General features: G+C 70.1%; 12 protein-coding genes. 7 read left to right on the top strand and 5 right to left on the bottom strand.

The genetic code is table 11. The features are described from left to right. Positions 1–13: 13 nt before the first annotated feature. The 3 genes from AC1DIW_RS08615 to AC1DIW_RS08605 all read left to right on the top strand — a co-directional run bounded on the left by AC1DIW_RS08615 (position 14) and on the right by AC1DIW_RS08605 (position 2,565). On the top strand, positions 14–1,309 hold the full coding sequence (locus AC1DIW_RS08615) for an ATP-grasp domain-containing protein (RefSeq protein WP_442277519.1): 1,296 nt from the start codon (positions 14–16) through the stop codon (positions 1,307–1,309). 421 nt (positions 1,310–1,730) lie between these two features. Further along, positions 1,731–1,919, top strand: a complete 189-nt coding sequence (locus tag AC1DIW_RS08610; protein ID WP_478107420.1) for a hypothetical protein — start codon at positions 1,731–1,733, stop codon at positions 1,917–1,919. 211 nt (positions 1,920–2,130) lie between these two features. Next, positions 2,131–2,565 (top strand): DUF5994 family protein, encoded by a 435-nt coding sequence (locus tag AC1DIW_RS08605; protein WP_478107752.1) that lies wholly within the window; start codon positions 2,131–2,133, stop codon positions 2,563–2,565. 51 nt (positions 2,566–2,616) lie between these two features. Here the strand turns inward: AC1DIW_RS08605 and AC1DIW_RS08600 are convergent, their stop codons facing one another. Then, on the bottom strand, positions 2,617–3,261 hold the full coding sequence (locus AC1DIW_RS08600) for a DUF1345 domain-containing protein (RefSeq protein ID WP_478107418.1): 645 nt from the start codon (positions 3,259–3,261) through the stop codon (positions 2,617–2,619). Between the two features lie 150 nt (positions 3,262–3,411). On the opposite strand from AC1DIW_RS08600, the gene AC1DIW_RS08595 reads away from it, so the two are divergent. The 3 genes from AC1DIW_RS08595 (at position 3,412) to AC1DIW_RS08585 (ending at position 5,925) form a co-directional block, all read left to right on the top strand. Then, positions 3,412–4,440, top strand: a complete 1,029-nt coding sequence (locus tag AC1DIW_RS08595; protein WP_442277514.1) for a diacylglycerol/lipid kinase family protein — start codon at positions 3,412–3,414, stop codon at positions 4,438–4,440. Between the two features lie 103 nt (positions 4,441–4,543). Further along, complete coding sequence (locus AC1DIW_RS08590) at positions 4,544–5,197, top strand: phosphatase PAP2 family protein (protein ID WP_478107416.1); 654 nt, start codon at positions 4,544–4,546, stop codon at positions 5,195–5,197. After that, positions 5,194–5,925 carry a phosphatase PAP2 family protein gene (locus AC1DIW_RS08585; RefSeq protein ID WP_478107414.1) on the top strand — a complete coding sequence of 244 codons (732 nt, stop codon included), beginning with the start codon at positions 5,194–5,196 and terminating at the stop codon, positions 5,923–5,925. Before AC1DIW_RS08590 ends, AC1DIW_RS08585 begins: the two co-directional genes overlap by 4 nt. A 79-nt stretch (positions 5,926–6,004) precedes the next feature. Here AC1DIW_RS08585 and AC1DIW_RS08580 read toward each other — a convergent pair whose 3' ends face one another. From AC1DIW_RS08580 to AC1DIW_RS08565, 4 genes are all read right to left on the bottom strand, one after another. Next, positions 6,005–6,790: a DUF1206 domain-containing protein gene (locus tag AC1DIW_RS08580; RefSeq protein ID WP_478107412.1), complete on the bottom strand. Its 786-nt coding sequence runs from the start codon at positions 6,788–6,790 to the stop codon at positions 6,005–6,007. Between the two features lie 92 nt (positions 6,791–6,882). Next, positions 6,883–7,725, bottom strand: a complete 843-nt coding sequence (locus AC1DIW_RS08575) for an acyl-CoA thioester hydrolase/BAAT C-terminal domain-containing protein (protein ID WP_478107410.1) — start codon at positions 7,723–7,725, stop codon at positions 6,883–6,885. Positions 7,726–7,727: 2 nt separating this feature from the next. Continuing rightward, on the bottom strand, positions 7,728–10,277 hold the full coding sequence (locus AC1DIW_RS08570; protein ID WP_478107408.1) for a DEAD/DEAH box helicase: 2,550 nt from the start codon (positions 10,275–10,277) through the stop codon (positions 7,728–7,730). Between the two features lie 40 nt (positions 10,278–10,317). Continuing rightward, positions 10,318–11,319, bottom strand: a complete 1,002-nt coding sequence (locus AC1DIW_RS08565; protein ID WP_478107406.1) for an FUSC family protein — start codon at positions 11,317–11,319, stop codon at positions 10,318–10,320. Positions 11,320–11,519: 200 nt separating this feature from the next. On the opposite strand from AC1DIW_RS08565, the gene fdh reads away from it, so the two are divergent. Further along, positions 11,520–14,846: a formate dehydrogenase gene (gene fdh, locus AC1DIW_RS08560; protein WP_478107404.1), complete on the top strand. Its 3,327-nt coding sequence runs from the start codon at positions 11,520–11,522 to the stop codon at positions 14,844–14,846. Positions 14,847–14,848: the final 2 nt, after the last annotated feature.

Here is a 14,848-nt window from a genome sequence, read left to right as displayed (position 1 = left end):
TAGGAGCAGCACGATGACCGACACCGCACGGCAGGACCAGTCCATCCCGTCGACCACATCGACGACCAGGACACACCTCATCGGGCTGCTGCTCGGGGCCGAGGAGGACTGGCCCACCGCGTTCGAGTCGCTGCTCGCGCTCGTCGGGCCGATCACGACCGACGACGGCGTCACCCACGAGCTGACGAGCGAGCGCCTCACCATCGAGCCGTTCGACCTGCGACAACCGGTGCGCACCGAGCTCGTCATCGACCGCCTCGCCTACTGGTACTACCACCCGCGCGAGTGGCTCAAGAAGGCCGCGCTGATGAACGACACCTACCTGCTCAACAGCCCCTTCACCTTCCAGTCGATGGAGAAGCACAGCGCCTACGTCGCGCTCATGCGTCTGGGGCTCAAGGTCCCCGAGACCTGGCTCGTGCCCTACAAGCACCCTGTCGACAACGTCCGCTGGGCCTACACGTCGGCGAAGTACAACCGGCCGTTCGACCTCAAGGCGATCGCCAACCGGCTCGGCTACCCGATGTACATGAAGCCCTTCGACGGCGGCGGCTGGCGCGGTGTCTCGCGGATCAACGACGAGACCGACCTCATCAAGGCCTACGACGAGTCCGGCGAGATGCTCATGCACCTCCAGTCGACCATCGAGTACGACCACTTCGCGCGCGCCCTGTCGATCGGGCCCGAGACGATGGTCATGGACTTCCGTCCCGAGCAGCCGATGCACAACCGGTATGCCGTGAGCTACGACTTCCTGCAGCCCTCCGCGGGCAAGCAGACCGCCGCCATCAGCCGCATCGTCAACGCGATGTTCGGCTGGGAGTTCAACTCGTGCGAGATGCTCGTCAAGGGCGACGACGTCTATCCCATCGACTACGCCAACGCCTGTCCCGACGTCGCCGTCACGTCGCTGCACTACTACTTCCCCTGGGCCATCAAGGCCCTCGTGCGCTGGTCGACCTTCTGCCTCGTCACCGGGCGCAAGGGGCCGATGGACCTCGAGATGCGCCGCTACTTCGACATCGCAGACCGTGACGACCTCACCGACGAGCAGAAGCTCGACGCCTACCTCGCGATCGCCGACGAGTACTTCGACACCGACGCCTACTGGGCCTGGTGCGACCGGTACCTCCCGCACCTCGACGCCGCGGTCCTCGAGTGGGTGCAGTCCGACGCGTTCGACAGCCTGCTGCGCTCGACCGTCGTCACGACCTACCCGGCGCACGAGCGCGACCGGTTCCTCGCGCACTTCGGCGGCCTGCTCAGTCTGTGGGTCAAGGACGAGAAGGCGCGGCTGGCTGCTACCTGAGGCGGCGAGCGCCGTGGATGCCCCGCTGGAGACGCAGGTCGTCACGGAGCGCCGGAGGCATGGGTAGCCGTCGTCTGACCAGCTCGGCCGCAAGGCTCTCCAGCGCGTCGAGCAGCACGGCGCGAGCGGCCACCAGCAGGGCCGGATCCACTTTTCCGGACCTCAGGGCGTCCACGTCGCAGCGCGCCGCATGCACGGCCGACCTGAGCGCCACGAGTTGCAAACCGGGTGGCGGCTCGACCCGCGCATCGCCTGACATCGCGGACTCCGATCTGCAGCGCACCGTGCGTCAACCCTGAGTCCGCAGCCTACGCCTGACATGTCCCGGTGGTGGGGGCCGAGGACCTGTGGCGCCGGTTCGCGCGGTGAGACAATGGTGGCGCGGGCTGCCGCCCGCGCCATCGCCTGGAGGGTGAGGGACATGTCCGCGACGTCAGAGCCGGATCCCGCCCGGCCCCCACCTCCGGAATGGGCTCTCGGACAGGCCATGAACGATCGCGACGACGATGACACCGTGGGCCGCGACGAGCGGGCGTGGGACCTCGTGGAGAGCTACGAGACGGAACGTCACGACGACGACGACGACCCGGACGAGGGGGGCGAAGGCTGACGTCTCGCTTTTGGGCACCGTGGCGCCTGCTCCTGTCGGCCGACCGGGCGTAGCCTGAAAGGGAGACGTGATGGCCCGACCGGGGTCATCAGCGTCGGCAGACGGCAGAGGGTCCGATCCTTGCGCGGTGTCGGCCTCGACGGCGGGAAGTGACGAGCGAGCCGCGGTCCACCCGTCACACCACCGCTCCCGAGGAGCCGCTGTGAACGCCATGCCCGTGCCGACGCCCGACGCCACTTCCCCTCCCGTGGCCTCACCGTCCGCCACCGATCCGACGGCACCTGCGACCGGGCCTCCCAGTCGCCTCGCCCTGTCGCGGCATCTGGGGGTCGATGCATCCGACGGCGTGTGGTGGCCGCGCACGACCGACCTCGGGATCGAGGTGCCGCTGCTGGACGTCGCCGTTCAGGAGCGCGTGCATGCGCGGATCGCCCGGATCGGCTACGAGCGCGGCCCATGGGACGACGCACCCAGCAGGGTTCACACGCCCCTGGGCATCACCCACCTCGGTTGGTTCGAGCACAGCCGCTACCCGGACCACATCATGCTGTCGCTGAGCAACTACCAGCGGCTGGTCCTCACGGTCCTGCCACCGGGCACCGACGGCGATGCCGCCCGTGCCACCCTCGAGTCGGCTGCGGTGTAGCGGAGACGCCATGACGGCGACGGCGACGCCCGTGACCAGCCCGGTGGTCGACTAACCCCCCGTGCTTGAGCCGCCGAGGCCGGCAACGAGGTTGATCGTCGACGCGATGACGATCGTGCCGTAGAGGTAGGCGAGGAGTGTGTGCCCGAGCACCACGCGCCGGATGTCGGAGGTCTTGAGGTCGGTGTCCGAGACCTGGTAGGCCATACCGAGGTTGAAGGAGAAGTAGGCGAAGTCCGAGAAGGTCGGGTCCTCGTCCTGGTTGAAGTCGATGGGCGGCGTCGGGCTCGCGTAGTAGACGCGGGCGTAGCGCAGGACGTAGACGGTGTGGACGCACAGCCAGCCGACCGCGACCGCGCCCACGCCGATGAGGGCGTCGATGACGGGGGCTACGCCCTTCGACTGACCGCCGATGAGAAGGACGCCCACGCCTGCCAAGCTGGCCAGGCCGACGACGATGACGACGACGTCGTACCACGCAGCGTCGCCGTCACGCCCCTGCACCCGGGCTCGCGTGGAGGGGGCGTCGTGTCCGAGGACGTGCACGAGCAACGGCACGGCGAAGGCGAGGCCGCCGGCCACGAACCCGGTGAGCACATGGGTGAGGGTCTCGCCGGCGGGGCCCAAGGGCACGACGAGACCGGCGAGGACCCCGATGAGCAGGGCGACGGCCAGGCGCCGGCGAATGGTGGACACGTCCGGAGGCTACCGCTGTGCCGCCTCCCGCGGCTGGGCGTGGGCTGGGGGTGTGCTGGTGGTCGGCTGGGTGTGGAGTCCGGGTATGTCACGGGCTGGTCGAGTCCGACGGCCGCCTCGCCCCATGCCCTGAGCCCTAGGATCCCGAACATGCCCGACGCCCCCAGCGCTCGCCACCGCCTCACCGTCGTCTACAACCCCGTCAAGGTCGACGACCTCGACGCGGCGAAGGAGCTCGTGGCCAAGGCCGCAGCCCAGCACGGCTGGGAGGACCCGTCGTGGATCGAGACGACCGCGGAGGAGACCGGCGAGAAGCAGGGCCGTGAAGCGGTACGGGCCGGGTCGGACGTCGTGGCCTCGCTGGGTGGCGACGGTACCGTCCGCGCGGTTGCCTCTGCGCTCGTCGGCACGGACGTGGCTCTCGGGCTGCTTCCCGGAGGAACCGGCAACCTGCTCGCCCGCAACCTCGACCTGCCCGTCGACTCGCTCGAGAACGCCGTCGGCGCGCTGCTCGGCGGCACCGACCGGCGCATCGACGTCGGGCTCATGCGAGTGTCCGACCGGCCGATCGAGCCGCGCCGCAGCCACGGCACCCACGACGGCGGATCGCAGGTCGACGACGACGAGGAGGTCTTCCTCGTCATGGCGGGTCTCGGCCTCGACGGCCAGGTCATGGCGGGCACGAACGAGAAGGTCAAGGCCGTCGTCGGCTGGGTCGCCTACGTCCTCAGCGGGCTGCGCCAGCTCTTCAGCCGTGGCTTCCGCGTCGACGTCAGCGCGAAGGGTGGCGCCGGGGTCATCGGTGAGCAGGGCGACCACGAGCGCGACCACGACGAGCCGAGCGGCTCGGTGAGCCGGCACGCGCGCACCGTCGTCATCGGCAACTGCGGCACGCTCCAGGGTGGTCTCGAGCTGATGCCTGACGCGAAGGTCGACGACGGCTTCCTCGACGGCGTCGTGGTCGCGCCCAAGGGTGCGCTCGGCTGGCTCTCCGTCATCTCCGACCTCGTGACCCGCCACCGGGCCGGCCACCGTCGTCTCGACCGGCTGCGAGGCCGCGAGTTCACCGTCACTGCCGGTCGCCCCGTCGAGGCGGAGATCGACGGCGATCCCATCGGCGAGCACCTGTCGCTGGGCGTCCGGATCCTGCCCGAGTCACTGGTGGTCCGCGTTGGCTGACCTACGCGAGGCAGGACGTCCCCGGCCGGCCACCCGGGGGGTCGGTCGACCCAGCTGGGGTCGGCGACTGTTCAAGGCCGTCGCCTACGGTGTGGCCTTCGCCGTGCCGATCACCGCCCTGGCGTTCTTCGCGCGGGAGAAGTTCCGACCCGTCATCGATCTCGACCAGCGCCTCATCGTGGCGGCCACCGACATCACCCGCGACAACCCGTGGCTCAAGTCGACACTGCTGGTCTGGCAGGAGATGACCCAGCCCAAGTGGGTCTTCATCGTCGCCTCCGCCGTGTGTCTCGTCGTCTGGCGCCGTCACCGCGAGCTCGCGACCCACTGCCTGTGGGCGTTCATCACGATGATGGTCGCCTGGAACCTGCAGCTCGTCCTCAAGGAGGTCGTGCGCCGAGCCCGGCCCGTCGTCAGCGACCCCGTCTCGCACGCGCCCGGCTACAGCTTCCCCTCCGGACACGTCGCCTGCGCCGCCGCCATCGCGACCGTGATGACGCTGCTGCTCTGGCCGTTGCTGACCCCGGTGGCCCGCCGGTGGCTGGTGGCCGGCCTCACGGCATACGTCGTCCTGACGTCACTGGACCGCGTCTTCCTCGGCGTGCACTACCCCTCGGACGTCGTCGCCGGGATCCTCTTCGGGATCGGGCTCGGCACGGCCTCCTACATCGGATACCTCGGGTGGAACCCCGGTCCGGACGACTCCCCTCCGCCGGAGGGCGAGACCGGACCCGAGTCATCGAAAGGCACCACGTGAACCACACCTTCGTGCACCGTTACGAGCTGGACTCGTCGCGACCCTCGGTCGGGTCAGCTCTTCGTGACTTCGCCGTACGCGCGCTGGCGCCGGCGCTCGTGCTCTTCGCCGCGATCGTCGGCATCGGCTTCCTCATCATGGGCCCGCTGGGTGGCCTGCCCGCCGAGAACGACCTCAGCAAGTCGGTCGCGGCCGGCCGCACCGAGCTGATGAACTCGGTGACGATGGTGTGGTCGCACATCGGCAACACCGAGATCGTCATCGGCGTGTGTGTGATCGCCGTGGCCCTGATCTGGTGGCGCACCAAGCAGTGGTGGTATGCCGTCGTGCCGGCCATCGCGATCGCGATCCAGGCCAGCGTGTTCGTCGCCGCCACCGCCATCGCCGACCGGCCGCGGCCCACCGTGTATAAACTCGACCCGGCGCCGCCCACCTCGAGCTACCCGAGCGGCCACATGGGCGCCTCGACGGCGCTCTACCTGACCTTCGCGCTGATGGCCCAGCGGATCGAGACGGCCTGGCTGCGACGGCTCGTCACAGCGGTCTGCGTCATCATCCCGCTCCTCGTCGGCTACGCCCGGCTCTACCGCGGCATGCACCACCTCCTCGACATCCTCGTCGGGATGGTCAACGGCATCGTGTGCGCCCTGTTGGCGTGGAACTACCTGCGGCGCCGGAAGAGCGGCGACCGTGTGACGGGAGCGGTCCGCGAGGCCGTGTCGCGCTGACGCCGCCCCCTCACGACGACGACGGCCGGGAACCCTTGGGGTTCCCGGCCGTCGGCGTGCGAGCCGCGTGCAGCGAGCGTCAGACGTCGGCGTGGCGAGCGCGGCCGAAGCAGTAGACGCCGAAGGCGATGAGTCCGAGGGCGACGAGACCGAGCAGCACGGGACCGCCGGGGGCGCCGAGGAGGTTGCGCAGGGCCCCGTCGAGGCCGCGGGCCTCGCTCGGGTTGTGACGGAACGCAGCCAGGACGAAGAGGCCGCCGACGATGACGAGGGCGATGCCCTTGGCGATGTAGCCGACGCGACCAGCCTTGACGATCCACTCGCCGGGGTGGGACTCGAGGTCCTGGAGGAACTTCTTCTTCCACCCCTTGACGACGTGGTAGACGCCGACACCGACGACGGCCAGACCCACGGCGGCCACCAGCCACTGGCCCGCGGGCTGCTTCATGAGGCTCGCCGTGAAGTCGGTGGTCTGGCTCTTGCTCGAGCTCCCATGGCCGCTCGCGAACTTGAACGCCGTCCACGACAGGACGAGGTAGACGGCCGCCTTCGCGGCTGCCTTGACGCGGTCGCTCGTCTGCCACCCACCCGTGATCGCCTCGGTGACCTGCCACAGCGCCAGACCCAGCCACGCGACGACGGCGACCCACAGCAGGAGCAGGCCGAACCCGTTGTCGGCCATCGAGCCCAGGGCTCCCGACTGGTCGGCGCTCTTGCCCTTTGAGCCGAGGGCGAGCTGCAGGGCGATGACGCCGATGACGATGTGGAGCACGCCGTTGACGGCGTAGCCCACGCGGGCCGCCGTCTCCAGCGCAGGGTGGTCGCCGGCGCGCCGTGACGCGGACTTGAGGTCGGTGGAGTCCATGAACGCCATCCTGTCGATTGAGGGTGCCCGATGAGGCCACTCGGGAACATACCCGCCGAGGATGCTCCTCCGGCGCGCTACGACGGCGTGGGCTACGACAGGTCGAGCACGCGCCGGATCTCCGGCCAGGCCCGCTCGCCGAGGGCGCGATCGGCTGCCTCGGTGCCGCCGCGCGCCATTCGCTGTCCACCGGACGCGACCGCCTCGCCCGGGAGGACGACGCGATGCCCGGCCTCCGGATGCGTGACGAGGGTCGTCGGCAGGTCGAGGGCGCGCCGCCGGGCCTGGACGGCCTGGGCGAACGTCACCGACGGCCAGACCTCGTCGTCACCGCCCGCCACGAGCAGTACGTCGCCGAAGAAGCGCTCGACGGGAATGGTCGCGGCCGCGACCCGGTCGGCGGCGGTGCGCAGGCTCCGGGTGTAGACGGGCGCGAAGGCTGGTGGGTCGCCGACCGGCTCGGCGTCGTCGTCGTAGGGCACGAAGGGGACCGGCTCGCCGTTCCGCGACCAGGACGAGTGCTGCGGACGCAGCTCACCGTCGGGCCCGGGACCGACGTTCGCCCACACCACGTGGCTCGGCGCCAGCGCGACGACGGCGTCGACGATCGGGTCGTCGGCGGCGTACAGCAGGAAGGCCTCGGCGCTCTTGGAGACGCCGAGGAGCACGACCCGGTCGCAGCGCTCGGCGAGGAAGGCGACCGCGGGGGCGAAGGACTCGAGCGGGTACTCCCAGATGCCGGCCGGCTGGCCGTCACCGCCGAACCAGCGGTACGTCAGGGCGGCGGACACGCCGGTCCCGGCCAGCAGTCGGGCCCGGTCGCGCTCCACGCGGCCGCTCGACCCGGAGAGCACGAGGACGCCGGTGCCGTTGCCGCCACCCTCGGGCTCGACGAGGACTCCGTCGTGCTCGCGGGGCGTCTCACGCAGTCCCACGCTCAGCCACCCAGCCTCTCGAAGCCGGTCACCGTCAGCACGGCAGCGCCGGCGTCGTCGCTGGCAGCCAGGTCGACGACGGCCGTGATGCCCCAGTCCTTGTCGTCCTCCGGGTCGACGACGACCTGGCGCAGGCGCCACTCGGTCGGCGTGCGCTCCACCTGCAGCAGCGCGGGCGAGCGGGCGCCCTGGTCGGTCGCGATGGCGTCGTGGTCGTCGTAGTAGGCGCCGAGCGCGTCGTTCCACGCCTGGGCGTCCATGACGACCTTCTGCGGCGGGTCGGTGAGCTCGGCGACGCGGGCCTCAAGCTCGCCGAGCGCCTCCCACTCGTCGCGGGAGGCGAGCTCGACCCGGTGGAACATGGCGTTGCGGATCATCACGGTGAAGGCGCGCTCGTTGGCGGTGACCGGCCGGGCCGGGGGAGCGACGTCGGCCTGCTGGGCCACGGCGTCCGAGGGGTTGACGAGGTCCTCCCACTCGTCGAGCAGGCTCGAGTCGGTCTGCCGGACGAGCTCGCCGAGCCACTCGATGATGTCCTCGAGCTCCTCGGTGCGGTGGCTCTCCGGGACGGTGCGGCGCAGCGCGCGGTACGCGTCGGTGAGATAGCGCAGCACGAGCCCCTCCGACCGGGACAGGCCGTAGTAGGAGACGAACTCGTTGAACGTCATGCCGCGCTCGTACATCTCGCGCACGACGGACTTCGGCGAGAGGGCGTCCTGCGAGATCCACGGGTGGCTCTGGCGGTAGGCCGTCAGCGTCACCTCGAGGAGGTCGGCGAGCGGCTTGGGCCAGGTGACCTCCTCGAGCCGTTCCATCCGCTCCTCGTACTCGATGCCGTCGAGCTTCATCGCGGCGACGGCCTCGCCGCGGGCCTTGAACTCCTGGGCCCAGAGCACCTGGCGGGGGTCCTCGAGAATGGCCTCGATGACCGACACGAGATCCCTTGCGTAGGAGTCGGACTCCGGGTCGATGGTGTCCATGACGGCCAAGGCGAAGGGGGCGAGCGGCTGGTTGAGGGCGAAGTCGCGCTGCAGGTCGATCGTCAGGGCGTGCCGACGGCCGGACCCCTCCACCGTGGCGAGACGCTCCACGACGCCCGAGGTGAGCAGCTCCTTGGCCAGCACGAGCGCGTGCCGTTGCAGCCGGCGCTGGTCCTTGACCTCGTGATGGTTGTCGGAGAGCAGCCGTGCGGCGTGAGCCACCGGGTTGCCCTCTCGCGCAAGGATGTTGACGAGCATCGAGTGCGAGACGCGCATGCGTGGCTGGAGCGGCTCGGGCTCGGCGACGATGAGCCGCTCGAACGTCTCCTCGGACCAGTTGACGAAGCCGTCCGGCGCCTTCTTGCGCTGGATCTTCTTCTGCTTCTTGGGGTCGTCGCCCGCCTTCTCGACGGCACGGAGGTTGTCGATGACGTGCTCGGGTGCCTGGGCGACGACCCAGCCCCGGGCGTCGTAGCCGGCGCGACCCGCACGGCCGACGATCTGGTGGAACTCGCGCGCCTTGAGCGTGCGCTGCTTCGTCCCGTCGAACTTCGTCAGCCCCGTCAGCAGGACGGTGCGGATCGGGACGTTGATGCCGACGCCGAGGGTGTCGGTGCCGCAGATGACCTTGAGCAGGCCGTCCTGCGCGAGCTGCTCGACGAGGCGGCGGTACTTCGGCAGCATCCCCGCGTGGTGCACGCCGATGCCGTGCCGGACGAGGCGCGAGAGCGTGCGGCCGAAGCCGGACCCGAAGCGGAAGCTGCCGATCCGGGCGGCGATCGCCTCGCGCTCCTCGCGGGTCGTGATCTTGACGGCCATGAGGCTCTGCGCCCGCTCGAGGGCGGCCGCCTGCGTGAAGTGGACGACGTAGACGGGCGCGCGGTCCTTCTCGAGCAGCTCCTCGATGGTCTCGTGGAGGGGCGTCACGGCATACGAGAACTCGAGGGGGACGGGACGCTCGGTGCCCGTGATGACGGCGGTCGAGCGGCCGGTGCGCCGCGTCAGGTCGTCCTTGAACATCGTGACGTCACCGAGGGTCGCCGACATGAGGACGAACTGCGCCTGCGGCAGCTCGATGATCGGGACCTGCCAGGCCCAGCCGCGGTCGGGCTCGGAGTAGAAGTGGAACTCGTCCATGACGACGAGGCCCACGTCGGCCGAGCTCCCCTCTCGCAGGGCGAGGTTGGCAAGGATCTCGGCCGTGCAGCAGATGATCGGGGCGTCGGCGTTCACCGAAGCGTCGCCGGTGATCATGCCGACGTTGTCGGCGCCGAACTGCTCGCACAGGGCGAAGAACTTCTCGGAGACGAGCGCCTTGATCGGCGCGGTGTAGAAGCTGACCCGGTCGTCGGCGAGGGCCGTCAGGTGCGCGGCGGTCGCGACGAGCGACTTCCCGGAGCCGGTCGGCGTCGACAGGATGAGGTTGCTGCCGCTCAGGATCTCGAGGAACGCCTCCTCCTGGTGCGGGTAGAGGGTCAGGCCGCGTTCGGTCGTCCACTCGGTGAAGACCTCGTAGAGGCCGTCGGGATCGGGGTCCCGCGGGATGCGCTCGCTGAGGTTCTTCGTCACCACGTGAGTATGCCGCCCGGCAGGCTGATGCTCCCAACCGTCGTCACGCGGTGGTGGCTCGAAGGCGATCCGGGACGAGGAGCAGGACGACGGCTCCCACGAGGGCGCCGAGCACGGTCTCGAGCAGGCGGTCACGCAGGAGCGGAACGGTCGGCGAGGCGTGGGCCAGCTGTCCCATGAGCAGGGCCAGCGGGGTGATGAAGAGCAGGGCGACGGCGTAGTTGCGGCCCACGAACAGCTCGGTGAGGACCTGGAGCACGACGATGACCAGCACCGTGACGACGCCCAAGGGCCCCCACTGCAGGATCACGGCGGCCACGCCGAGCCCGAGCAGCGTGCCGACGACGCGCTGGACGCCCCGGGTCAGCCGGGACAGCAGGTCGGGGCCCGACAGGACGACCACTGCGGCGACCATGGCCCAGTACGGGTGCTGCCAGTCCAGGGCGGTGGCGACGCCGCCTGCGACCGAGAGCGCCACGACGTAGCGAACCAGGTGGGTCACGGCGCCGGGTGAGGCGAGCGCGTCCCGGAATCGTGGCACGGGCAGCACGGGTGGTGACCACGACGCCGGCTCCCGCAGGACGCCGACCTGTGCGACGAGCATCGAGAAGAGGGCACTGAGGGCGGCGATGCCTGCGGCCACGGGCACCGTCGCCGGTGTCGCGGGCACCATGGCGCTCACGGCGAAGCCGAAGACGAGGAAGAGCGGTCCCGGTGGGTGCCAGCCGTACGCGTCGGACGTGAGCGAGCCGCCGGCGGCGAGGAGCGCGCCGACGGGCACCACGAGCCAGCGTGAGTCAGGTGCGAGGGACACCAGGACGCCGAGGGTCACTGCCAGCGTGAGGAACCCGCCGGCCACGGCCTGCATCCCGGCTCGTTCGGGTCGGGCGTGGTTGCGGCCGTACAGCGACGTGAAGGCACCGAACGCGGCATACGCCGTCCACTCCACGTGACCGAGCAGGACGAGCGCCAGGAGGGGCACGAGGACGGAGACCCCCGCGCGGATCGCGACGCGATGGGCACCTCGGTGAGGCCCGAGGGCCATCAGCCCTCGGACCACGGACCTCGCGTGTCCGGGCGCGCGGGTAGGGGTCGGTTCGGGCTCGCTCGTCATCTGTGGTCGAGTCTAGTCAGCGCGTGAAGGGCGCCCGTGTGCGACGTCGCCGGAATGGGTATTGCTTCTGTGGCGTCTCGCAGACAGTCGTGCTCTCATGGTGCGGTCGCCCAGTCCAGAGAGGTGCAGCGGTGGATCCCAAGAAGACCTTCTTGTCCTGGCCGGTCGTCCGGCAGGTGCGTTCCGGTGACTTCCTCGGCCGTGGGCCCGCGGTGACCTCAGCCCACACGCGTGAGCTCGCACCCCGCACCGCCACCGCGGACAAGGTCGTCCAGAGCGTGTGCCCGTACTGCGCCGTCGGCTGCGGCCAGCGCGTCTTCGTCAAGGACGGCCGCGTCGTCCAGATCGAGGGCGACCCGGACTCGCCGGTGTCGCGGGGCCGTCTGTGCCCCAAGGGATCCGCGAGCGAGCAGCTCGTCAACAACCCGGGCCGCCAGCGCAAGGCGCTCTACCGCCGTCCCGGCGGCACGGACTGGGAGCCGATCGAGCTGTCGACGGCCGTCGAGATGGTCGCGCAGCGGTTCGTCGAGTCGCGACGTCGCACCTGGCAGGACCACGACGAGCACGGGCGCCCGCTGCGGCGCACCATGGGGATCGCCTCGTTGGGCGGAGCGACGCTCGACAACGAGGAGAACTACCTCATCAAGAAGCTCTTCACCGCCGCGGGCGCCATCCAGATCGAGAACCAAGCGCGTATTTGACACTCCTCCACGGTCCCCAGTCTGGGGTCCTCGTTCGGGCGCGGCGGCGCCACGCAGTACGTGCAGGACCTGTCCAACGCCGACTGCATCGTCATCCAGGGATCGAACATGGCCGAGTGCCATCCGGTCGCCTACCAGTGGGTGACGGAGGCGCGGCTCAAGGGAGCCCGGGTCATCCACGTCGACCCGCGCTTCACGCGTACGTCGGCCACGGCCGACAAGCACATCCCGATCCGCGCCGGCAGTGATGTCGTGCTGCTCGGCGCCCTCATCAAGTACATCCTCGACAACGAGCTCTACTTCAAGGAGTACGTCGTCGCGTACACCAACGCTGCGACGCTCGTCAGTGAGAAGTTCCAGGACACCGAGGACCTCGACGGGCTCTTCTCCGGCTACGACGACGAGAAGGGCAACTACTCCCAGGAGACGTGGGCCTACGCCAGCGCCGACGGGGACGACGACGAGACGCCCGGCACCATCGGCGGTCCCGCGGCCGGCCACGAGCACGGCCACACCAAGTCCGAGCGCGCCGCCGGTGACGAGCACGGCTCCGGTGGGCCGGCGCTCGAGCACGCCCGGGTGCTGCGTGACGAGACGTTGCAGGACCCCAACACGGTCTTCCAGATCCTCAAGCGGCACTACGCCCGCTACACCCCGGAGATGGTGGCCGACACGTGCGGCATCAGCGTCGACGACTTCGAGTACCTCGCGCGGTCGGTCACCGAGAACAGCGGCCGTGAGCGCACGACCGCGTTCGTGTATGCCGTGGGCTGGACCCAGCACACGCTCGGCGCGCAGTTCATCCGCACCGCCGCCATCGTGCAGCTGCTGCTCGGCAACATGGGCCGCCCGGGCGGCGGCATCATGGCGCTGCGCGGGCACGCCAGCATCCAGGGCTCGACCGACATCCCGACGCTGTACAACATCCTCCCCGGCTACCTCGCGATGCCCGTCGCGGGCCTGCACGACACGTGGGACGACTACCTCGGGGCGATCGGCAACAAGGAGCAGAAGGGCTTCTGGGCCAACGCCGACACGTATGCCGTGAGCCTGCTCAAGTCGTGGTGGGGCAAGGCCGCGACCGCCGAGAACGACTGGTGCTTCGACTACCTGCCGAGGCTCAGCGGGGCGCACGGCACCTACCAGACGACGATGGCGATGCTCGACGGCCAGGTCGAGGGCTACTTCCTGCTCGGCCAGAACCCCGCCGTCGGCTCGGCGCACGGGCGCATGCAGCGGCAGGCCATGGCCCACCTCAAGTGGCTCGTCGTGCGCGACTTCAACATGATCGAGTCCGCCACGTTCTGGAAGGACGGTCCCGAGATCGCCTCGGGCGAGCTCAAGACCGAGGACATCGAGACCGAGGTCTTCTTCCTCCCCGCGGCCGCGCACACCGAGAAGAGCGGGTCGTTCACCCAGACCCAGCGGATGCTCCAGTGGCACCACCAGGCGGTCCAGCCCCCGGGCGACTGCCAGAGCGAGCTGCAGTTCTTCTACGAGCTCGGTCGCCGGGTTCGCGAGCTGCTCGCCGACTCCACCGACGAGCGGGACCGTCCGCTGCTCGACCTGACGTGGGACTACCCCACGGACGAGCACGGCGACCCCGACGCCGAGGCGGTGCTCGCCGAGATCAACGGCCGCCACCTGACGGGCGACAAGGCGGGACAGCCTCTTTCGGCCTACACCGAGATGAAGGCCGACGGCTCCACCGACGGCGGCTGCTGGATCTACACCGGCGTCTACGCCGACGGCAAGAACCATGCGGCCGACCGCAGGCCCGGGCACGAGCAGGACCTCACCGCCCTCGACTGGGGCTGGGCGTGGCCGGCGAACCGCCGCATCCTCTACAACCGCGCCTCGGCCGACCCCGACGGCAACCCGTGGAGCGAGCGCAAGCGCTACATCTGGTGGGACGCCGAGGCAGGCAAGTGGACCGGTCACGACGTGCCGGACTTCGTCCCCGACAAGGCGCCCTCCTACCGTCCCGAGCCGGGGACGGGCGGTCCCGCCGGTCTTGCCGGTGACGACCCGTTCGTCATGCAGGCCGACGGCAAGGGGTGGCTCTTCGCGCCCAAGGGCATGCTCGACGGGCCGTTGCCGACCCACTACGAGCCGCAGGAGTCCCCGGTCAGCAACCCGCTCTACACGCAGCAGTCGAACCCGGCGCGCAAGGTTTTCCCGCGCAAGGACAACCTGTGGAGCCCCTCCGGTGACGCGCCCGGTGCCGACGTCTACCCGTACGTCTTCACGACCTACCGGCTGACCGAGCACCACACGGCCGGTGGCATGAGCCGGTGGCTGCCCTACCTCTCGGAGCTCCAGCCGGAGTTCTTCTGCGAGGTCTCGCCGGAGCTGGCGGCCGAGCGGGGTCTCGAGAACGGCGGGTGGGCGACCATCGTGTCGGCCCGCGCGGCCATCGAGGCACGCGTCATGGTGACCGAGCGCATGACGCCTCTGTTGATCCGGGGCCGCACGATCCACCAGATCGGGCTGCCCTACCACTGGGGTGTCGGCGGCAACGCGGTCGTGAGCGGCGACGCCGCCAACGACCTGCTCGGCATCGCGCTCGACCCCAACGTGCAGATCCAGGAGAGCAAGGCAGGCTCGTGCGACATCATGCCCGGCCGCCGACCGGCAGGTGAGGCGCTGCTGCGGCTCGTCGCGGAGCACCAGTCGCGCGCCGGAAGCACCGTCATGACGAGCAACGAGCTGCGCACCGGCCACCCCGAGTCCACCCCCGACACGAGAGGAGGCTGACG

It is taken from the genome of Terrabacter sp. 01T434, assembly GCF_056398545.1.
Note: the sequence above shows the minus strand (reverse complement) of the source record. Positions and strands in the feature narration are given on the sequence as shown.